The following is a 20,345-nucleotide window of genomic DNA, read 5'->3' as shown; positions in this document are numbered from 1 at the left end:
CAAAAAGTCATCACCCTATCCGCTCGGCTCATACGATTGCGCCGCCTTTCGAGCGATGCGTAACTGAGCGGATGATCTGACAGGAGCACGCCGTTGACGATCGCACTCGGCAGTGAAGATAAGAACATTATTGCACGTCGCGCCCTTGGCGCCCGTCAGAGGCGTCGGGCATGACCGTCTTCATCATCCGCCGCTTGTCCCAGAGCCTGCTCGTCCTCTTCATCACCTCGATCATCGTTTTCGCCGGCATCTACGCCATAGGAAATCCCATCGACATCCTGATCGCGCCGGATGCGACCTTCGCCGAGCGGGAGCAGGCGATCAAGGCGCTTGGGCTCGACCAATCCCTCATCGAGCAATACGGCACTTTCCTGTGGAACGCCCTGCATGGGGATCTCGGCCGCTCCTTCGTGTTCAACCAGCCATCGATCGACCTCATCCTCAACCGGATGCCCGCGACTTTGGAACTGGCGTTCGTGGCCCTGTTCCTGTCGCTCGCCATTGGCATTCCGCTCGGCCTGTGGTCGGGCCTGCGGCCGAATTCGGTGCTCGACGAGACTGTGATGACCGGATCGATCCTCGGTTTCAGCCTGCCGAATTTCTGGCAGGGCATGATGCTCATCATGATCTTCTCGGTCTGGCTCGGCTGGCTGCCGTCCACCGGGCGAGGCGAGGTCGATACCGTCCTCGGCATGCGGACCAGCCTGACATCATGGTCCGGCATCAGCCACCTTATCCTGCCGGCCTTCAATCTCGCCTTGTTCAAGATCTCCCTGGTGACCAGGCTGACCCGCAGCGGCGTGCGGGAAAACATGCCGCTCGATTTCGTCAAGTTCGCGCGCGCCAAGGGTCTCTCGGAGCGCCGCATCGTCTCGGTGCATGTGCTGAAGAACATCATGATCCCGATCGTCACGGTGGTGGGTGTCGAGTTCGGCGGCATCATCGCGTTTGCCATCGTGACGGAGACGATCTTTGCCTGGCCGGGCATGGGCAAGCTGTTGATCGATTCGATCATGCGTCTCGATCGACCGGTGGTGGTGGCCTATCTTCTCGTCGTCGTGACCCTGTTCATCGTCATCAACTTCGTGGTCGACATCCTCTATTCGCTGCTCGATCCCCGCATCCGCCTCGGGAGCGCCGCATGACCGCGATTTCTCTTCCGCGATTGAATGCAGACAGCCTCGCAACCCGCGCGCTGAACGGGATTTTGAAGAGCCCGAAAGCGACGATCGCCGGCATCTGCTGCATCCTGTTCGTGGTGATTGCCGTCATCGGGCCGTGGATCGCACCGCAGAATCCTTACGATCTGATGCAGATCAGCATCATGGATGCCAAGCTCAGCCCCGGCTCGCAGAGCATGGCGGGCGCGACCTACTGGCTCGGCACGGACGGGCAGGGGCGCGACATGCTGTCGGCCATGATCTACGGCCTGCGGACGAGCCTTGCGGTAGGGCTCGTCAGCGGCATCGTGGCGCTTGGAATCGGCACGTCGCTCGGACTCATCGCCGCCTATTATGGCGGGCGCGTCGATACGCTCATCATGCGCCTCGTCGATCTGATGCTCGGTTTTCCGACCATCCTTGTGGCGCTGATGATGTTGGCGCTGATCGGGCAGGGGCTCGGCAAAGTGATGGCGGCGCTGGTGCTCGTGCAATGGGCGTTGTTCGCCCGCGCCGTGCGCGGAGCCGCGCTGGTGGAGAAGAGCAAGGAATACGTGGAGGCCGCGACCTGCCTCGGCCTTAGCAAGGGGCGCATTTTGTTCGGGCATCTGTTGCCGAACTGCCTGCCGCCGCTGCTCGTCATCGCCACGTTGCAGGTGGCGAACGCCATCTCGGCGGAGGCGACCTTAAGCTTCCTCGGCATCGGGCTGCCCATCACCGAGCCGTCCCTCGGCCTGCTCATCTCCAACGGATACGAAGTCCTCATGTCAGGCCAATACTGGATCAGCGTCTATCCCGGCCTGCTCCTTGTCGCCCTCGTCTTCAGCATCAATATCGTCGGCGATCGCCTGCGCGAGGTGCTGAACCCGCGGCTGCAACGGTGAGGGCGGCGCGATGAACGGTCCAACTCTCAAGGTCGAAAACCTCCACACGCATTTCTTCACCGAAAAAGGCGTCGTCAAGGCGGTGGACGGCGTCAGCTTCGAGGTCGCTCGGGGCGAAGTTCTCGGCCTCGTCGGCGAATCCGGTTCGGGAAAATCGATCACCGGTTTCTCGATCCTCGGTCTGGTCGATCCGCCCGGCCGCGTGACTGGCGGGCGCATCCTTTTCCAGGGCGAGGATATCGTCGGCCTGTCGTCGAAGGAGATGCGTACTCTGCGCGGACGGCGGATCGCGATGATCTTTCAGGATCCGATGATGACTCTCAATCCGGTTCTGAGCATCGAAACGCAGATGGTCGAAACGGTTCTGGCGCATGAGAATGTCAGCCGTGGAGAGGCGCGCACCCGCTCGCGAGATGCACTCGGCATGGTCGGCATTCCGTCTCCCGACGAGCGTCTCGCCTCGTATCCGCACCAGTTTTCCGGCGGTATGCGGCAGCGGGTGGCGATTGCCATCGCGCTGCTTCACCGCCCCGAACTGATCATCGCGGACGAACCGACGACTGCGCTCGACGTGACGATCCAGTCGCAGATCCTGGCGCAGATGCAGGGACTGACGAAGCAGCTCGGCATGGCTCTCGTCTGGATCAGCCACGATCTCGGGGTCGTCGCCGGCCTGGCCCATCGCGTTGCCGTCATGTACGCCGGCCGCATCGTCGAGATCGGGCCGACAGACGATGTGCTCGACTATCCCACCCATCCCTACACGATCGGGTTGTTGCAGTCGGTGCCGGCCAACGTGCCGCGCGGAGCGCCGTTGCTGGCGATTCCCGGCATGGCGCCGCCGCCGCTGCAACGCCCCTCCGGTTGCCCGTTTCGCCAGCGCTGCGCTTTTGCGACGACGATCTGCGAGACCGAACCGCCGCTCGATGCGGCGGGCGCGGTGGCCTGGCGCTGTTTCCATCCGCAGGCGAGGAGAGCCGCATGATCCCTCTCGTCGAAGCCCGCAACGTCTCCAAGCGCTTCGTCCGCGACCTCGATTATGCGGAAAAGCTGGCGCGGATGCTCGGGGCGAATCTCGAAGCCCAGACCGTTCATGCCGTCGATCACGTGGATCTCAGGATCATGCCGGGCGAAGTCGTCGGGCTCGTCGGTGAATCCGGCTGCGGCAAGTCCACGCTCGGACGCATCATGGCGGGCATCATGCCGCAGAGCGATGGCGAGATCCTGTGGCAGGGGCAGGACACGCGGACGCTCTCGCCGGCCGCAGGGCGTGCTGCGCGCCTCGGAGCGCAGATGATCTTCCAGGATCCGATGTCCTCGCTCAACCCGCGCAAGCAGGTGATCGACATCATCGGCGAGGCACCGGTCGCCCACGGCATGATCACGCGCCGCGAGAAGGATTCCTATGTGGCCGCAATGATGCAGCGGGTCGGCCTCGATCCGTCCTTCCGCAGCCGGTATCCGCACCAGTTTTCCGGCGGCCAGCGGCAGCGGATCGGGATTGCGCGGGCGCTCGCGGTCAAGCCGCAATTCATCGTCTGCGATGAATCGGTCGCGGCGCTCGACGTCTCGATCCAAGCCCAGGTGATCAATCTGTTCCTGGAGCTCAAGCGAGACCTCGGCCTGACTTATCTCTTCATCAGCCACGATCTCGGCGTCGTAAAGCATGTCAGCGACCGGGTCGCGATCATGTATCTCGGCCGCATCGTCGAGAGCGCGCCGGCGGACGCTTTTTTTGCGCAGCCGAACCATCCCTACACGGTGGCGCTCCTCAACGAGGTTCCCAGCATCGCCCATCGCCGCCGGGTCTTCTCTCCGGTCAAAGGCGAAATCCCGTCGCCGCTCCATCCTCCGAGCGGCTGCCACTTCCACCCGCGCTGTCCGCACGCCTTCGACCGTTGTTCGCGCGAGGCTCCGAAACTCAAGCAGATCGCATCGGGCCATATCAGCGCCTGCCATCTCAACGACAATCAAGCGGCTCATCCAAAACCAACAATCGCCGCGCTCTGAACCCAGAAGGAGAACGCCATGAATTCAACATCTCGCCTCAAACGTCTCGGCCTCGTCGCGTCGACGGCGATTTTTATCGCCATGTCGCCGGCTCTGGCAGCCGATATCACCCTCGGCAGCTCGACCGAGCCGTCGTCGCTCGATCCGCAATTTTCGCGCACCGGCAACAACCAGAATGTCGCCGCGCAAATCTTCGATCGTCTCATCGAGCCGGATCCGAATCTCCAGGTGACGCCAGCTCTTGCAGAATCCTGGACCAACGTGGATCCTACCACCTGGCGCGTCAAGCTGCGCCCAGGCGTGGTATTCCAGGACGGCAGCCCGCTGACGACGGAGGATGTCATCTATTCGCTGGAGCGGGCGAAGGACATCCCGAACAGCCCGGCACCGTTCAGCGGCAATGTGGGCGCGATCGCCAGCATGAAAGCGGTTGATCCCCTGACGATCGAATTCAAGACGAAGAGCCCGACGCCCGAATTCATCGAGCAGATCGGCCTCGTTTACATCGTCCAGAAGAAGCTTGCGGAAGGCAAAAGCATCGAGGCCTTCAACGACCGTTCCGCCGCCATCGGCACCGGGGCCTACAAGGTGAAGGAATGGGTGCCGGGCGATCATATCACGCTCGTGCGCAACGACAAATTCTGGGGCAAGAAGCCGGCGTTTGACACCGTGACGATCAAATTCATCGCCAATGACGCGGCCCGCGTGGCGGCCTTGCGGTCCGGTTCGGTCGATCTCATCGACGCGGTTCCGCCCGGCGACGTGAAGACGCTGGAGAAGACGAAGGGCATCAAGCTCTCGTCCATCGCTTCCGCACGCAACATCTATCTGGCGCTCGATTCGAGCCGGGACGAGAGCCCGTTCGTCGTCGGTGCCGATGGCAAGCCGCTCAATCCCAATCCGCTGAAGGACCAGCGCGTTCGTCAGGCGCTGTCGAAACTCATCAATCGCCAGCTCATCGTCGACAGGCTGCTCGACGGCGCAGGCGAGCCGGCGGGACAGCTCGTGCCGGTCGGCATCGGTGGATCCGATCCGTCGCTGAAACCGACGGCACCCGATGTCGCCGGAGCCAAGAAGCTGCTCGCCGATGCGGGCTTCCCACAAGGGTTCGGCATCACCCTGCACACCTCGAATGACCGCTTCGCCGGCGACGCTGAGACCGCGCAGGCCATCGGCCAGATGTTTGCGCAGGGCGGCCTCAAGGTGAATGGCGTCGTCGCCCAGCCCTACAACGTCTACGCGACAGCCGCAGGCAAGCAGACCTTCAGCGCCTTCATCTTTTCGCTTGGCAATACCACGCCCACCTCGGCCACTGGATTGCGCAACTTGCTGATGACGCAGAACAAGGAAGCGGGAACGGGCTCCTTCAACCGGACCAAATATTCGAACCCGGCCTTCGACGCGAAGATGAAGGAAGCGATGGCCGAATTCGACGTGGAGAAGCGGGTCGCGCTTCTGAAGGAAGCCACCAAGATTGCCATCGACGATGTGGGCTTTGTTCCGCTGTTCTGGCCCAAGGTCTATTGGGCCTCGAAGGACAACATCACCTACACCGCCAACCGCGGCGAGGATTTCATGGCGACACTTGCAGGACAGGCTCAATGACCGCCAAGGCGCTCCGCTTCACCGATCACTCCACCTCGCAGCAGGTGGAATTCATCGCCGACGACATCGCAATCCATCGCGATGTGATGGTGCGCATGCGCGACGGAATTTGCCTCGCGACCGATATCTATCGACCTGCCGTCGATGGAAAGTTGGTCGAGACGCCGCTTCCGGTGATTATGGAACGGACGCCTTACGGCAAGAGCGAACGGTCGCGCTCGGAAATCGAGCCGGGCATGACCCAGCCGATGACGCGAGGCGAAACCGCCTCGCATTTCGTCCGCGCCGGCTATGTGGTGATCTACCAGGATTGCCGCGGCCGTTACGGCTCGGAGGGGGAATTCACCAAATATCTTTCCGAAGGCCCCGACGGTTTCGACACCTGCGCATGGATCGTCGAACAGGCGTGGTGCGATGGCCAGATCGGCACCATGGGCCTCTCCTATGCGGCTCATACGCAAGCCGCGCTGGCCTCGCTCAACCCGCCCGGCCTTGCCTGCATGGTGATGGATTCCGGCGGGTTCTCCAGCGCCTATCGCACCGGCATTCGGCAGGGCGGCGCATTCGAACTCAAGCAGCTCACTTGGGCCTACAACAACGCCAAGGAAAGCCCGGAGGCGCAGAATGACCCGCTCGTGCGCAAGGCGCTCGAGGCGGAAGACATCAAGGCTTGGTTCACGGTAATGCCGTGGTCCGAGGGGCGCTCGCCGGTGCGGTGGGTGCCCGAATACGAGGCCTATGTTCTCGAGCAATGGCGGCAGGGCGCGTTCGGCGATTTCTGGAAGAAGTCCGGAATCTACGCCGAGGGCGCATACGACAGGTTCCCGCAGGTGCCGGTCGCGCTGATGTCGAGCTGGTACGACGCCTATGTCCGGACCACATTCGACAATTATGAGGGTCTTTCCCGCGGCGGCCAGCGCCCGCTTTCCCTGATCATGGGAGCGGGGCTGCATGGAAACCGCAATTCGACCTTTGCGGGCGACGTCGAATTCGGTCCGCGGGCGCCGCTTGCCGGCAACGTGACCCCGTCCTGGCTCGCGTTCCGGCAGCGCTGGTTCGATCGCTGGCTCAAAGGCATCGAGAACGGCGCGAACGAGGAGCCCGGAGTTCGCCTGTTCCTCATGGGCGGCGGAACCGGGCGAAAGACGGATACCGGCAGGCTCGATCACGGCGGGAGATGGATCGAAGCCTCACGCTGGCCCTTGCCGGCGACCAATCAACAAGCCTTCTACCTGCACCGCGACGGGAAGCTCTCGTCGACGCGTCAGGCGCGCGACATCGCGCCGCTCAGCTATGATTTCGATCCGTCGGACCCGGTGCCGACGATTGGCGGCGCGCTGACAAGCGGGCAGCCGGTCTTCGAGGGTGGCGGCTTCGACCAGCGCGAAGCGCCGCAATTCTTCGGTTGCCGCAACCCCGGGCTGCCACTGTCGGCGCGGCGCGACGTGCTGTCGTTCGAAACGGAGCCGCTCCCCGCGGATGTGGCGGTGATCGGGCCGATCAGCGTGGAATTGTGGGTCTCGTCGGACGCGCTCGACACCGACTTCACCGCAAAGCTGATCGACGTCTACCCGCCGTCGGAGGATTATCCGACCGGCTACGCCATGATCCTGACGGATGGTATTTTCCGTTGCCGCTACCGCAAGTCATGGGAGAAGCCGGAACCGCTTGTCCCGGGCGAAGCGTTCTCGATCACCATCGAGCCGTTTGCGACCGCCAACCTTTTCGCCAAGGGACATCGCATCCGCCTCGACATCTCGTCCTCCAACTTCCCGAAATTCGACGTCAATCCGAATACGGGCGAGCCCGAGGGAATGGGACGGACGCGCAAAGTCGCGCGCAACACGGTGTTCTGCGATGCGGAGCGCGCGTCGCGTGTCATACTGCCGTGCGTCCCGGCAGAGCACATCACGCCGTTGAAGCGGACCTGACAGCGCGCGCGCGAGGATCGAGGCGAACCACGCGCGCACGATCCTCGGCACTCAGATCCTTCGTCATCGCCTCAAAAACACGTTCTGCGTCATGCTGATCGAGCGGCGCCGGAGCGGGCGCGGAGGCACCCGGTCCAGGCGCGGGATGGCCCACCGTGACGGGGAGAATCTCCAGCCTAGTGCACGCCCGATCGCTCACGTCGAATATGCAGCGGCAAACGGCGCCGGTCCAAACATCGACGCCTTGGCGATCATAGGTGTCGCTGCGACGGGTATGGAAGATCAGGTTGCCAAGGCCCGCAAATATCGGCTTGTTCCGATGAAAGGCGACGCCCTGCAGAACCGGTGCGCCGGTTCCAAAAACCAGATCGGCGCCCATGTCGATCAGCTGGCGGGAGAGGTCGAGCACCCAGGCGGGGCTGCGGCCCCAATCCGGATCCCAGTGATGGTTGTGCAGCGAAACCGCGACGATGGCCGATGTCGCGCGAGCCTCCGCAAGCACCTTTTCCAACGCGGCGAGATCGTCCCGGTCGGCCTCGAAGCGGTTTTCGATGGCTTGTCCCTCGGACACTTCCGTACCGAAGACTTCCAGGAGCCGCGCGGCATTCGGCAGGTCGGAGCGATATCCCACAGCCGCGCGCGCGGCCTCGCGGCGATCGTCGCCCAGCGTCGAGACAATCGTGCGGAGGGTCTCAAACTCCTGCGGCGGCACCGAAACCTTGCGGCGGACGCGCAAGGGGTTGATCCCGGCACGTTCGACGGATGCGTAGACGATGTCAGGTTGCGGTCCGAGATCGACCGAAAGAAAGGCAATCGGCCCGCGGGAGGTCGCAATGGATGCCACCCCCCCAGCGCTTCTTCTGTCGATCCCGCTTCCTGCGAATTGAAACCCCTGCGACTCCGCGATGGAGCGCGTGTTGACGATGCCGGGCGGGCCGAGATCGAAAGCGTGGTTGTTGGCGTGAGTCAGGCCATTGAAGCCGAGAGCCCTGAGCGACGCGATGCCGTCGGCATTCGTCAGGTGAAGCGTCTTGGTCTTCGTCGGCCAGGTGCCATCTGTTTCCAAGGTCGCTTCGAGGTTGACGATGGCAGCATCCGATTGCGTCAGAACGGCGCGAACCTGATCGGCGCCGGGCGTCGAGAGATCGATTGCGCCGTGAAGAAGCGCCTGTCCTGAAACGGCGACGGAAAGAGATGTCATGATGTTCTTGCGCCCTATAGATCGAGCCTTGGTGCGTCCAGGAACTATATCAGATGCGCCTCAGGGGATATCCGCAAACCGCACCTTTCAGGGAGCGCCTTCGCCGGCGGCCGCAGGCTTGATATCCATGCGCCGGCGCTACCCTCACGACCGCTTAACAGAGCCCTGCCGGTTCCGTGAGATCGTCAGCCCCGCGCACAGGGCGCTGCCGAGTGCCAGACCGGATGTGACGAGCATCACGATCCGGAAGCTCCGCACGAACGACTCGTCCAGGGCCCGCGACAAGGTCTCCCGCTCCGCATTGCCGATCTCCGGCGGCACCTTTGCCTCCGCGAGCTTCGGAACCTCATTGCGCAACGCCTGTCGCAGTTCGGGTGGAACCTGCAACGCATCCAGACGCTGATCGAGCGCCGCACCGAACACGCCGACCGCAACGGTGCCGAGGAGCGCGACGGCGAGCATTCCGGCAATCCGCGAGACGGCATTGTTGATGCCTGATGCCGTGCCCGCATAGCGGTCCGCGACCGCTCCCATGACCGTCGTCGTCAGCGGCGCCACGCTGATGGCCATACCGAGACCGAGCACGGTCATTGCCGGAAAAAAGGTCGTCCAGTAGGACCCGCCGATGCCGGGCACGGCGAGCAGGGCGAATCCGACCGCCGCAATGCCCGGTCCGATCGTCAACGGACCCCATGCGCCGTAGCGTTCGACGAGCCCGCCGGACCAGCGCGACAGCCCGCCCATGATCAGGGTGGACGGCAGGAAAGCGGCCCCTGCGAGCGTGGCGGAATACCCTTGGATCTGAATTAGATTGAAGGGCAGGAAGAACAGGGCGCCGCCCAGGGCGAAGTAGAGGAGCAGCGTCATTCCGTTGGCGCCACTGAAGGTCCGCGACCGGAACAGGCGGAGCGGCACCAAAGGCGACGGTGCGTGTGCCTCGGACCGGATGAAGACTGCCAGCACCAGCGCACCGGCGACCAGCGCGGAGAGGACGGCCGGATCGCTCCAGCCGCGATCAGAGGCGGCGGTGAGTCCGTAGGCGAGCCCGGCAAGCCCAAGCGTTGCAAGCAATCCGCCGCGCCAGTCGACCGCGGCCTGGTTCGACTCGTCGCGGCTCTCCGGCACCCGCCAGAACGCGAGGCCGAGGGTCACCAGAGCGAGGGGAAGGTTGATGAAGAAGATCGCACGCCAGGAGAGCGTGTCCACCAGCCAGCCTCCAAGGACCGGACCCAGAGCGGTCGTAAGAGCCGAGAATCCGGCCCAGGTGCCAATCGCTCGTCCGCGCTCGTCTTCCGGGAAGGCCGCGCTGATGATGGCGAGGCTGCTCGGGACCAGCAGCGCACCGCCGACACCCTGCAGCCCACGCGCGGCGATCAGCGCGGTCGCGTTCGGCGCCAGGCCGCACGCCATGGAGGCGGCGGTAAAAACGACGATGCCCAGGACAAAGATGCGCCGCCTGCCGAAGCGATCGCCGACCGCGCCACCGACCAGGATCAGGGCGCCGAGAAAGAGCATGTAGGCGTTGACGACCCACTGCATCGCGCTCGTCGATGCCGTCAATTCAGCCTGGATGGCGGGCAGCGCCACGGTGACGACGGAGCCGTCGATGAACGCCATGCTGGAGCCGAGGATGGTCGCAGCCAGCACCCAAGGCTTTGCGTGTTCGGCGCAGCCAGGCGTGTCCCGCACCGCGGCGCGGATGACGCCCTCGTCGCACGATGCCCCGCCAAAGCCGATCATCGGACGCTCACGCAGGGGTGCGAGGGTGGTCGCGGCAATCGTCCTTTCATTCCAGCCTTCCAGTTCTCGAAGACGACCGTACCACGCAATATCCGCACCACCCACATGGCGCGCCAGCTGCCATCCAGGGAGCGTGGATAAGGCACGACGCCGGCGATCAGGATGGACGCTTCGATGACGGGAGGGAGCGCAGCAGTTTCGTCTGGGCCGCGGCCTCGGGACCGGCGCGTCTCGACCCCGCGCTCGACCCGTCATCGAGCGTCACGTGAAAACGCCGATGAACGACAGGAAACACCGCGCCCAATGCGAGGCCCCAGAGCAACTGGCCGAGCAGCAGCCCCGCTGACGGATAGCCGAGAAGGATTGGCTGCTTGGGGAGCCATTGCAGCAGGGGGATCGGTCCCAGCATCCAGAGCACGAAACCAAAGGACAAACCGAACAGCCAGCCGCCCCGCGGATCATTGGCGGCGCGCCGAAACAGCCAGCCATAGAGCACGCCACCGACCGTCATCAACGCGCCGCAAGCCAGGCTGGTTATCACAGGCGAGACGCCAGCGGCCTGACTGAGCGCATCGAGGGAGCCAAACGGAACGAGCACGGCAATCGCCGGGATAGCGGCCGCTGCGCCGGCAGCAGCGCCAGCCAGCAGCGGGCGCTGTGTCGGGCCGGCATCGAGGCCGTGAGCCTGCAGCATCCTAAGCATGAAATGTCTCCTTCCGAGCCACCGCCAGCTTCCGCGCCTCGTTCAACGCGATCTCAAGCGATGGATCCTGGCCGAGTTCGGAGGCGAAAAGGCCGATGAGGTGTTTATAGGCGAGGCCGACGACTCGGGGATCGCGGTTGAGATCGAACAGGCCCACCGGGTTGACGTTGCCGAGCGCCTCCCGGAGCGCGATGTCCCAGTCGACCTGATCGGTCAGCGAATACCAGGTGAAGCCGACCACCGGCACGCCGGCACGGCGGATGAGCTGCACGTTGTGCCATTGACGCCACAACCAGCGCGGCCCTTCGCGAGCATCCAGTCGATTGGTCTCGGTATGCATCATCGGTCGCCGGTAGCGCTCGTAATACTGACCCGCGATGGCATACCAGCCGAATAATTCGCCGAGTGCTTGCGGATGTCCCTGACTGTCGATGAGCTTCTCGTTCCACTCGTAGTAATCGACGCCGAGGATCGCGCGCCTGCGAACATCCTGCGCCATGAACCACGCGTATTCCTCGGGAGGCATCCCGTGCCGGCCGAGATATGCCCGCATGTCTTCGTTCACCGCACGCGCATAGAGCAGGTCGAGCGGCAGAAAGCGCCGTTCGTTCTCGAATCCGGCGATGCGGCGAATCTCGGAATCGGGGCAACAGGGCTGGTAGAACTCGCCGCTCTCGCTGTTGACGAACACCGCATCCGGACGCTCCGTCGCGATTGCCTGCATCATCAAAACACTGGCCTTGGCGAGATGGCGCACGGCGGTCACGAAGGCGTGCTCATCCCTGCATTGCTCGTTCCACAGGCCCTCGAGCGCGCTGAGTTTGGCGCAGACGTACATTTCGTTGACCGGCGTGTAGAAGCGCACCCGGGCGTACCGTCGGGCGAAGGCGCGGGCATATTCGGCCAGCGCGTGCGGCACCTCGGGATTCTGGAAATTCTGCAGCCAATCCGGTAGGCCGAAGTGGCACAGGTCCATGATCGGCACGATGCCGAGTTGCTGCATCTCGGCGGAAACCTCGTCGAGGAAGGCCCAGTCGTACCGGCCGGGTCCCTGATGGATCAGGTGCAGCGGAGGGCCGTAGCGCAAATAGCGCAGACCCAGATCCTGGACGAGCTCCAGGTCGGTGCGCCAGTGGCGGTAATGGCCGCATGCCGCCATCTGGTCCATGCGCCAGCGCCCGCCTTCGAGAGTCGGGTAGCTGCACTCGATTCCGGTGGCGAACATGAACCTGTCGTCGCTTACCGCGGGTGAAGAGTTCATAGATCGGCTTGATCGGCGGTGTTTGCTGCTCAGGCGCGGCGGACGGTCCGCGGGATAGCCCACTGGATGCGTATAGAGCAGACCCAGGACCGCGCCCCAGATCAAATGACCGGCAGCGATCGACAACGGCTCATGCAAACCGCCGCTTAGACCGAACAGGCCCGAATAAGGCGCCTGGCCGGCTTGAACGAGCGGCTGCATCAATTCAAGCTGCGGATGCATGATGAAGATTGCCAGCGGCATTGGCACGAAGGCGAAGACGAGGCCCTGGAGCACCGGGCGCAACGGCAGCACGGACCAGAAGAAGTAAGCGTAGAACACCGCCCAGATCGCGCCGACCAGCAGATGCAGCAGCATGCCGACCGTCCACGATGCCCACGCGCTCGCATGCGGCAGCACCAGCGTGCCGAGGGTGCCCACAATATCGAAAAACGGGACGCCAAGAAGGATCAGCAGCCGCGCGACGATCTCCCAGACGATTGCGCCCGCCATGCCGGCGAGGACGGCTTTCCGATAATCGATCGCGCGGATCATGGCCGCCTCGCATGCTGACCGCCCGGGTCATGACCACAGTACGCGTTGTCGGGCGCCGGCGTCGCTGACGCGAAGAACACTCTGGACCACGCCGACGGCGCGATCAGGCTGCCTCGTCGGCCACCGCCACCCGATGGCGATAGACCATCTCCCAGCCGCGCCAGCCGGTATAGACCAGGATGAGAACGACGAGGAACGAGATGAGCAGACCCGTCGGTAGTACAGCGGCATCGCCGGCCTCATAGCGACGATACCAATTCCATAGGGACAGAAGAACCACGATCACGTTGCCGATCATGTGATGCCACCCGGCAGACAAGTCCCTGATCCTCGCATCGCCCAAGAAATCGGTAAGCCCGGCGAGGGCGGCCAACGCCGCCATGACCAGCGCGGCGCCCAAAAGATAGAGCGACGCCGTGCTCCAGGCGCTGTTGCCCGTGCGCCAGAAAACCAGGTCACAGACAAAGGTTGCGACCAGGAAAGCGATCGGGAATGGGATCAGCATCGGGTGGATTGGGTGTCCGGCAATCTGCGCCGTCGTGCGGGGATTGGGAGTGGACATGGGAGCCTCGTGCACTGCGCCGCGCGTAAGACAACTTCCCCATGAGCTTTCCGGTTCCGGCGGCGCCTGAACGGACGGTCGGCGCGGGTGTGCCGTCCCGCCCAGCCCGCTTCCCGTCGAGAGGTCAATACCGCTTGAGGATTTCCTGCATCCGGGCGATCTCGTCCTTCTGCGCCGGGATGATCTGGCCGCATAGGGCGACGATCTCCGGGTCGGTGATCGACGCCTTCTCGCACATCAGGATCGCGCCAGAATGGTGGGGGATCATCGATCGGAGGAAGGCCTTATCGCCCACGGCCGCCTGCGTACGCATCGCGGCGAAGCTGGCGGCGAAGATGATTGCCGCGCCGACGCCGATGATCCAGTTGAGCCGGCGGGACGGAAACATGGAAAGCATCGAGACAAGCATGACGAGCGCCATCGGCGCCACCATCATCAGCGTCATGTAAACATTATTGATGTTGAGATAGAGGTGATCGAGCGTGGCGATCATCGTGTACATGACGAAGTACATGATGACGAAGTCGACTGCCAATTCGACCGTCAAACTCTTGTAGCTGCCTTTCATCACATGTCGCTGGTGCTGTTCCATTCGGCTCTCCTCCAATGGTACTGCGCTGTGCGAATGCCGGCCCTCAGCGAAGCGCCCGAACGAAAGCGTCATTGGTCGCTGTCCGAGCGGCGCCACGGATCCGTCGAGGGATCACCGAGTCCATTCGTTACCGCGTCGTAACACCGATCACGAGGAGGCACAGGCCGAGCAGAGCGAGGCCGGCGCGAACCACGTGGGAATATTCCCACCGGTTACGAAGCGCCTGCCAATCCTCAGGGTCCCGGGTGTCCCGCTGGTTTTGACCAATCGAAAAAAAGCCGGCGCCGGCTCCTTTCAGCTTTTGGTCCTTGAGCCAAAGCTTGTTCACCGGGTGCGTGGTCGTCCAATAGACGAGCTGCATCACGAGCAGCGAGATCAGGGCAGCGGCGATCCACCAGAATGCGGCGCTTGCGAAAGGTGTGAAGAACATGAGCACGATGACCGCAATGGTACTCGCCGGCTCCGAGAACCCACCGATCGTGAAACCTGGATAATAGATCGGCTGCACTGCTAGGTATGTCTCTTTGTTGAGCCGCATCTTTCCTGGCAGTTCGGCAGCGTGCGCCAGCGCGAACGTCATCGCCACGGCGGTCAGCACAACAGTCAGAACCTCGAGAACCTGAAGCATTCGGCTGTTCTGTCCAGTAGGAAATCGCCCGAAATCGGCGATGGATCGGGCTATTCTCGCAAACCGTGGAAACCCGCCAGATACCAGCGAGTTCCACCGAAGTCGCCTGCCGACGAGGCGCGGGTGATGAGCGACATTGCTTGGTTTGCCGAGAAAACACGCCGCGTTTTCCGGGCGATGATCAGGTTATGCCGCGACGACGATGTCGAATTGCCCGTGGAGAGCGCTTGGCTCCGGCGATTGCTGCGCCGCGAGGGGAACGATCACGCTGCGGCGGGCCTTGGCATCTCGGATGCTGTTCAGGAGCCTGTCGCGCGAATTCAATGGTTCGCCCTCGATGTACATCTGGGTCACCAAGCGCCCGTACCCCGGCACATGGACGGCGAAATGGATGTGGGGTGTACGGCCCGGATACGGCACGGGCCGGATGGTGCGAAAGCGATACTCTCCTTGCTCGCTGACTTGCGTGCGGCCATAGCCTTGGAAAGCGTGGTCGATGCGGCCCTGGTCCCCCGCACGGGGGTGGCGGTAGATGCCGTTCGCGTCGCACTGCCAGATCTCGACGATACTGCCCGTTTTCGGCTGTCCGCGGGTATCCATCACGCGGCCCGAAATATGGATGACCTGCCCGACAGCCCTCGCAGCCTGACCGGTAACCCGAACCAAATCATTGTCCATGTCGGGCGGAAACTCGACGGGATAGAAGGGACCCTCAGTCTGCCCCGGTGTCGGTGCAAGCTCGGCGGCGACGAGTTCCCGTGGACTCATCACAGCGGCGACCGTGAGGGCAGCCTGCGTCAACAGAGTACGTCGATCGAGGAGAAGGGAGGGATGGTAGGACATTGGAATCCCGGGCGCAGTTAAGCGGATCCGAAAATAGAGCCGTCATGCCTCGGTGCCAGCCCGTGCTTTCCGTTGTCGCGCTAACGTGAAGGGGTTTACAGCCGCCCAGCTACCTGAGTGACCGCCACAGGAGCCGCCGGCGCCATGACGATTCCCGAAGGGGTGCGGCTGATTTTGCAGCCTCGCTTTATCACTCTGCGCTCTCACTTGCGCGACAGCTTCTCGGCCTCAGGCGCGAGCCGTTGTAATCCACCCGATCGCCACGATCCTGTTCAACCGGTGCGCGAGTCTGCCCGTCAAACCCTCAACTCGCATCCGTCAGATCACGACTTGCGCGCTCTATATGGCGCCGCAGCAACGCTTCCGCGAAATCGATGTCACCATCTCTTACGGCATCAAGAATCGCGATGTGTTCGGCACAGGCGTCGTAAATGCGTGAGCCACTCAACTTGTCGAAGTCGGCGTACTCCGTCATGCGACGGAGATTGTTCTGTTGACGGACGGACTGGACGAGAAAGCGGTTGTGAGACCATGAGACAAGTGTTTCGTGGAACTGCGCGTTGATACGGAACCATTGGTCGCGGCGGATCGTTCCGGCAGGCGACTGCAACGTTGCCTTCTGTGCCGCGCGAATACTGTCCAGCTCTTGCTGATCTACCTTGAAGTTAGGTTGGCGTAACGCACCGCACTCGATCACCAGTCGGAATTGGTAACTCTCCGAAACAACCTCATCTGTTACGAGGCTTTCGGTAAAGGCCCAGCCATGGCCTCGCGACCGTTGGGCAAGGCCGTCCGCCGCAAAGCGCAGCAGCACCTTGCGGAGCGCGCCCCGTGTCGCGCCGTAGCGCTCGGCGAGTTCCGCTTCTGAGACTTCGTCCGCCAAGGCACCGGACGCCCGGTCCGCCATGAGATTCCGATACAGAGTCTCTACCTGCGACGGGGGCGCCACGTTGTCGATCTCTTCGCTACCGGTCTGCCCGCGAGCCAGTTCATAGCCTTTGCCGGGAACGTGAACGAGCAAGCCTTGCTCAGCGAGGAGCACAAGGGCAGCGCGGATCGGTGAGCGCGATACGCCAAGTTGTTTGGCAAGCGTGAAATCGGACACACGCTGCCCGACCGCCCACTGCTTCTCTCCGGCGAGGGACACGATCTGCCGGGCAAGGTCGGCTTGCAAATTGCTTACAGTCGGGTTGGTCATGATATGCGCCATTGTTGCAGTTCACTCGTAACACATAAGACACTTGACAACAAATATCTTGAGTTGTTAGTGGCTTTTACGACTCTAAAAGACAGTTTTTGCCGACGTAGATAAGGTGCTCTCCTGATGGTTGTATCTCCGTTTCCTTTTGTTTCCGTATCCGGCGCTCCTCATGAGCGAGGGCGTCAATACGGTTCCTCTGTCCCGGAGCAGGTGAAGCTGAGCATTGATCTTTATGGCAGACAGCTTGCAAAATTCGGCTACAGCGCCGTGGAAAAATCACGCCTTATCAAAGAATTCGCCAAGGAGATTGAGGCATTCGGTCCGCATTACATTGAGGAGATGCGGGGCATCGCGGACGGTGCTGGCGTTGCCTTCGAAGACATCGTGATGATCAATGCGCGCACCGAGGTCATCGCGAAGGCCCGACTCGAGCGAGGCGCCCTGTCGATGGAGGAGAGCGAACTCGACGATGGATGCACCGGCGCCGTGATCATGCCCGAGCGCAGCGCGACGGGAACGGTGATCCACGGCCAGAATTGGGATTGGAAGGCCGAATGTGTGGAAACGGCCGTCGTCTTACGGGTGCGCCGCGACGACGGCCCGGATTTCATGACTTTCGTCGAAGCTGGAGGTCTTGCACGCTGCGGCCTCAATGAGGCTGGCGTGTGTATCACCGCCAACTATCTCGAATCAGAGCGAGACTTCCGCCAAGCCGGTGTGCCGCTCGCCCTCATTCGCCGCAAAGTCCTCGAGCAGGAACATTTCGCCTTCGCCGTGAAAGCAGTGGCGACGACACCGAAGGCTTGCTCCAACAATATGATGCTCTCGACGGTGGAAGGCTTCGCGATCGACTTCGAATGCGCGCCGGACGAGGCCTTTCAAATTTATCCATCGGATGGACTCATCGTGCATGCCAACCACTGGATCAGTCCAATTGCACTCGCCAAGTTGAAAGATACCGGTCTGGTGAGTGTTCCAGAGAGCGTCTATCGCGACTGGCGTGTGCGCAAACTACTCGACGAAGCTGGCGCAAAATTGACGACGAATGATTTGAAGCATGCCTTCTTCGACAATTTTCTTTCGCCTCACGCCGTTTGTCGCCCGCCTCGCCCTGCTATGAGCGGCAACCTCTCAGCGACGGTCGCGATGGTCATCATGGAGCCCGCTCGGGGTATGATGGAAGTAGCGCCTCTGCCGGCACTGAACCGGCAATTTACCCGATACAGCTTCACGCAAGAACCGGTGAACGTCGCGGTGGCGGCGGAGTAGTTGCTTTCACGCAAAGCAAGACGTCGGAAGACTCATTCAAGAACCAGAACGGGAGGAAATCATGATGCGCCAAGGAACGATTGCGGTTGTGCTAGCAGTGGGGTTCGCTTTTGCCGGAAGCACTCCGGGATCTGCTGCGACGCCCCTGCGCGTGCAATTGAGTACGGATGTCCGATCGACAAACCCAGGCGTCAACCGGGACAGCGATACTGACGCGGTCGTGCTGCACATGGTGGAAGGACTCGTTGCTTATGGCGAGGACGCCCGCGTCAAGCCGCTCCTGGCGGAATCCGTCGCGATGTCCGAGGATGGGCTGACTTACACCTTCAAACTACGCAAGGGCGTGAAGTTCCATAACGGTGCCGGCATGACCTCGGCGGATGTCGTTTGGAGCTGGAATCGCTACATGGATCCCAAAACGGAATGGCGCTGCTTCCCCGAATTCGATGGACGGAACGGACTGAAAGTCACCGCAATCGAAGCGCCGGACCCAATGACGGTCCTCTTCAGAATCGACAAACCGAACGCGCTATTTCTCAACGCATTGGCACGCACCGATTGCGGGATGACGGCAATTCTTCACAAAGACTCCGTGAAGGCGGATGGTTCGTGGGATAAGCCGGTTGGAACCGGGCCGTTCCAACTCGATGAGTGGAAGCGCGGTGAATACATCCAGCTCGCACGCTTCTCGGATTACGCCAATCGCGGCGGTAAACGGGATGGTTACACGGGGGGCAAACGTCCTCTTGTGGATCACGTGCGTTTTATGGTGGTTCCTGACTCCTCCACTGCCAAAGCGGCGCTTCTGCGCGGTGATATCGATATCATTCCTGACGTAACCAACGCCGACGCACAGGAGTTGAAGAGCAACCCCGCGATCAAACTGTCGGTATCCCCTCATATGGGCCTTGCGGGATTGTTGATCCAGACGCGCGATCCGATATTCGCGAACGCCAAGATACGTCAGGCCGTCGCCGCGGCCATCAATGGTGATCAGGTGGTGGCAGCGGTGACGGAAGGGTTAGGTAAGCGCAACAACTCTATCGTTCCTACGTTATCGAGCTACTATAAATCACCGGAAACCAAGGGTTGGTCTTACGATCCGGCCAAGGCGAAGCGGTTGCTGACGGAAGCCGGCTACAAGGGAGAGCCGATCGTCATGCTCACCAACAAGCGCTTCTCCGCGATGTACGATACCGCCATCATCACGCAGGCGATGCTGAAGGCGGCTGGGTTCAACGTGTCGCTGGAAGTTTTGGAATGGGCGACCCAGCTCGATCGCTACAACAAGGGCAACTATCAAATGATGTCCTTCACGTACTCGGCGCGCCTAGACCCGGCCCAGAGCTTCGAGGCGATCATGGGTGCGAAGGACAAGCAGCCACGCAAGGTGTGGGATAACCCGGAGGCGCAGAAGCTTTTAGAGCGCGCTATGGTTGTGGCGGATGAAGGTGAGCGTCAGAAGCTGTTCGACCGGTTGCACGAGATGTTCATCGACGATGTACCGATGATCATGCTCTACAACGGCCTTAAGACTTCCGCCTCCGCAAAGCGCGCTGAAGGATTCGAGTCTTGGTCCGGTTCACTTTCACGGGTCTGGGAAGTTCGCTTGACGAACTGATCGGCTGGTAACGGGGGAGGTACGACCATGCTGCGCTTCGCCATCCGACGGATCCTCATGGCCGTACCGACTCTGTTGATCATGGCGGTGTCGGTGTTCGTGCTGATCCGCCTCATTCCGGGCGATCCCGCGTCGCTGATGCTGGGGGATCTGGCCGACCCGGCAAGCCTCGCCGACCTGCAGCAGCGGCTCGGCCTCGACAAGAGCCTGCCGGTGCAGTTCGCGATCTGGTTCGGCAACGTGCTGCAGGGCGATCTCGGGAACTCGATCACCTCGTCGCAGCCGGTCTTCCCGCTCGTCCTCGACCGCTTCTGGATCAGCGCGAAGATCGTCTTTATCGCCGTGGTGATTGCGAGCGTGATTGCGGTTCCGGCCGGTGTCATCGCGGCATGGCGGCAAAACAGCCCTCTCGATCTCGTGCTCGTCGGAACCGCCACCGTCCTGTTGTCGATCCCGACATTCTGGCTCGGACTTCTGCTGCTGCTGTTCTTCGGCCTGAAGCTCGAGTGGCTTCCCGTCGTCGGCTACGTCTCCTTCTCGGACGATCCATGGGCGGCGCTGCTCTACATCGTCATGCCGGTCATGACGCTGTTCCTTCAT

General features: G+C 62.2%; 18 protein-coding genes. 9 read left to right on the top strand and 9 right to left on the bottom strand.

The features are described from left to right. The first annotated feature begins 170 nt into the window (after positions 1-170). From FEZ63_RS22570 to FEZ63_RS22545, 6 genes are read left to right on the top strand one after another with little or no spacing between them, the layout of a single operon-like run. Complete coding sequence (locus tag FEZ63_RS22570; protein WP_150949111.1) at positions 171-1,145, top strand: ABC transporter permease; 975 nt, start codon at positions 171-173, stop codon at positions 1,143-1,145. Then, on the top strand, positions 1,142-2,044 hold the full coding sequence (locus FEZ63_RS22565; RefSeq protein ID WP_150949107.1) for an ABC transporter permease: 903 nt from the start codon (positions 1,142-1,144) through the stop codon (positions 2,042-2,044). The genes FEZ63_RS22570 and FEZ63_RS22565 overlap by 4 nt, the downstream gene beginning before the upstream one ends. Before the next feature lie 10 nt (positions 2,045-2,054). Further along, positions 2,055-3,029: an ABC transporter ATP-binding protein gene (locus tag FEZ63_RS22560; RefSeq protein ID WP_150949103.1), complete on the top strand. Its 975-nt coding sequence runs from the start codon at positions 2,055-2,057 to the stop codon at positions 3,027-3,029. After that, positions 3,026-4,054, top strand: a complete 1,029-nt coding sequence (locus FEZ63_RS22555; protein WP_150949100.1) for an ABC transporter ATP-binding protein — start codon at positions 3,026-3,028, stop codon at positions 4,052-4,054. Before FEZ63_RS22560 ends, FEZ63_RS22555 begins: the two co-directional genes overlap by 4 nt. Before the next feature lie 18 nt (positions 4,055-4,072). After that, positions 4,073-5,659, top strand: coding sequence for an ABC transporter substrate-binding protein (locus FEZ63_RS22550; protein WP_150949097.1), 1,587 nt, complete (start codon positions 4,073-4,075; stop codon positions 5,657-5,659). Next, positions 5,656-7,590, top strand: a complete 1,935-nt coding sequence (locus FEZ63_RS22545) for a CocE/NonD family hydrolase (RefSeq protein ID WP_244622943.1) — start codon at positions 5,656-5,658, stop codon at positions 7,588-7,590. The genes FEZ63_RS22550 and FEZ63_RS22545 overlap by 4 nt, the downstream gene beginning before the upstream one ends. Here the strand turns inward: FEZ63_RS22545 and FEZ63_RS22540 are convergent. The 9 genes from FEZ63_RS22540 to FEZ63_RS22500 form a co-directional block, all read right to left on the bottom strand. Next, on the bottom strand, positions 7,568-8,791 hold the full coding sequence (locus FEZ63_RS22540; RefSeq protein WP_150949094.1) for a CapA family protein: 1,224 nt from the start codon (positions 8,789-8,791) through the stop codon (positions 7,568-7,570). The genes FEZ63_RS22545 and FEZ63_RS22540 overlap by 23 nt on opposite strands. 144 nt (positions 8,792-8,935) lie before the next feature. After that, positions 8,936-10,636, bottom strand: coding sequence for an MFS transporter (locus FEZ63_RS22535; RefSeq protein ID WP_201274264.1), 1,701 nt, complete (start codon positions 10,634-10,636; stop codon positions 8,936-8,938). 52 nt (positions 10,637-10,688) lie between these two features. Continuing rightward, positions 10,689-11,234, bottom strand: a complete 546-nt coding sequence (locus FEZ63_RS22530) for a hypothetical protein (RefSeq protein ID WP_150949091.1) — start codon at positions 11,232-11,234, stop codon at positions 10,689-10,691. Beyond that, positions 11,227-13,029 carry a family 1 glycosylhydrolase gene (locus tag FEZ63_RS22525; protein WP_244622942.1) on the bottom strand — a complete coding sequence of 601 codons (1,803 nt, stop codon included), beginning with the start codon at positions 13,027-13,029 and terminating at the stop codon, positions 11,227-11,229. The genes FEZ63_RS22530 and FEZ63_RS22525 overlap by 8 nt, the downstream gene beginning before the upstream one ends. A 103-nt stretch (positions 13,030-13,132) precedes the next feature. Then, the gene (locus tag FEZ63_RS22520) at positions 13,133-13,591 is read right to left on the bottom strand and encodes a DUF2231 domain-containing protein (RefSeq protein ID WP_150949088.1); all 459 of its coding nucleotides are present in this window, start codon (positions 13,589-13,591) and stop codon (positions 13,133-13,135) included. A 124-nt stretch (positions 13,592-13,715) separates the two neighbouring features. Continuing rightward, on the bottom strand, positions 13,716-14,183 hold the full coding sequence (locus tag FEZ63_RS22515; RefSeq protein WP_244622941.1) for a DUF305 domain-containing protein: 468 nt from the start codon (positions 14,181-14,183) through the stop codon (positions 13,716-13,718). Between the two features lie 127 nt (positions 14,184-14,310). Beyond that, positions 14,311-14,811 (bottom strand): anthrone oxygenase family protein, encoded by a 501-nt coding sequence (locus tag FEZ63_RS22510; RefSeq protein ID WP_150949085.1) that lies wholly within the window; start codon positions 14,809-14,811, stop codon positions 14,311-14,313. A 186-nt stretch (positions 14,812-14,997) separates the two neighbouring features. Further along, positions 14,998-15,654, bottom strand: a complete 657-nt coding sequence (locus FEZ63_RS22505) for a dioxygenase family protein (protein ID WP_150949082.1) — start codon at positions 15,652-15,654, stop codon at positions 14,998-15,000. A 304-nt stretch (positions 15,655-15,958) separates the two neighbouring features. Beyond that, a complete protein-coding gene (locus FEZ63_RS22500; protein WP_150949079.1) occupies positions 15,959-16,864 on the bottom strand; it encodes a GntR family transcriptional regulator in 906 nt (301 codons plus the stop codon). A gap of 114 nt (positions 16,865-16,978) precedes the next feature. Between FEZ63_RS22500 and FEZ63_RS22495 the strand changes: the two genes are divergently transcribed. The 3 genes from FEZ63_RS22495 to FEZ63_RS22485 form a co-directional block, all read left to right on the top strand. Further along, a complete protein-coding gene (locus FEZ63_RS22495) occupies positions 16,979-18,124 on the top strand; it encodes a C45 family autoproteolytic acyltransferase/hydrolase (protein ID WP_201274263.1) in 1,146 nt (381 codons plus the stop codon). 61 nt (positions 18,125-18,185) lie between these two features. Then, complete coding sequence (locus FEZ63_RS22490) at positions 18,186-19,745, top strand: ABC transporter substrate-binding protein (RefSeq protein WP_338042247.1); 1,560 nt, start codon at positions 18,186-18,188, stop codon at positions 19,743-19,745. Positions 19,746-19,772: 27 nt separating this feature from the next. Further along, positions 19,773-20,345: ABC transporter permease (locus FEZ63_RS22485; protein WP_150949072.1), on the top strand; the 573-nt coding region annotated here is incomplete at its 3' end.

Origin of the sequence: Microvirga brassicacearum (assembly GCF_008757455.1) — a bacterium.
Lineage (GTDB): Bacteria > Pseudomonadota > Alphaproteobacteria > Rhizobiales > Beijerinckiaceae > Microvirga > Microvirga brassicacearum.
This window is presented reverse-complemented; position numbering and strand designations above follow the sequence as displayed.

Coding starts and splice junctions, on each gene's coding strand:
- FEZ63_RS22565 (WP_150949107.1), top strand. CDS start 1,142: ATGACCGCGATTTCTCTTCCGCGATTGAATGCAGACAGCCTCGCAACC.
- FEZ63_RS22500 (WP_150949079.1), bottom strand. CDS start 16,864: ATGGCGCATATCATGACCAACCCGACTGTAAGCAATTTGCAAGCCGAC.
- FEZ63_RS22540 (WP_150949094.1), bottom strand. CDS start 8,791: ATGACATCTCTTTCCGTCGCCGTTTCAGGACAGGCGCTTCTTCACGGC.
- FEZ63_RS22505 (WP_150949082.1), bottom strand. CDS start 15,654: ATGTCCTACCATCCCTCCCTTCTCCTCGATCGACGTACTCTGTTGACG.
- FEZ63_RS22545 (WP_244622943.1), top strand. CDS start 5,656: ATGACCGCCAAGGCGCTCCGCTTCACCGATCACTCCACCTCGCAGCAG.
- FEZ63_RS22525 (WP_244622942.1), bottom strand. CDS start 13,029: ATGATCCGCGCGATCGATTATCGGAAAGCCGTCCTCGCCGGCATGGCG.
- FEZ63_RS22490 (WP_338042247.1), top strand. CDS start 18,186: ATGATGCGCCAAGGAACGATTGCGGTTGTGCTAGCAGTGGGGTTCGCT.
- FEZ63_RS22495 (WP_201274263.1), top strand. CDS start 16,979: ATGGTTGTATCTCCGTTTCCTTTTGTTTCCGTATCCGGCGCTCCTCAT.
- FEZ63_RS22520 (WP_150949088.1), bottom strand. CDS start 13,591: ATGTCCACTCCCAATCCCCGCACGACGGCGCAGATTGCCGGACACCCA.
- FEZ63_RS22530 (WP_150949091.1), bottom strand. CDS start 11,234: ATGCTTAGGATGCTGCAGGCTCACGGCCTCGATGCCGGCCCGACACAG.
- FEZ63_RS22550 (WP_150949097.1), top strand. CDS start 4,073: ATGAATTCAACATCTCGCCTCAAACGTCTCGGCCTCGTCGCGTCGACG.
- FEZ63_RS22570 (WP_150949111.1), top strand. CDS start 171: ATGACCGTCTTCATCATCCGCCGCTTGTCCCAGAGCCTGCTCGTCCTC.
- FEZ63_RS22515 (WP_244622941.1), bottom strand. CDS start 14,183: ATGGAACAGCACCAGCGACATGTGATGAAAGGCAGCTACAAGAGTTTG.
- FEZ63_RS22555 (WP_150949100.1), top strand. CDS start 3,026: ATGATCCCTCTCGTCGAAGCCCGCAACGTCTCCAAGCGCTTCGTCCGC.
- FEZ63_RS22510 (WP_150949085.1), bottom strand. CDS start 14,811: ATGCTTCAGGTTCTCGAGGTTCTGACTGTTGTGCTGACCGCCGTGGCG.
- FEZ63_RS22560 (WP_150949103.1), top strand. CDS start 2,055: ATGAACGGTCCAACTCTCAAGGTCGAAAACCTCCACACGCATTTCTTC.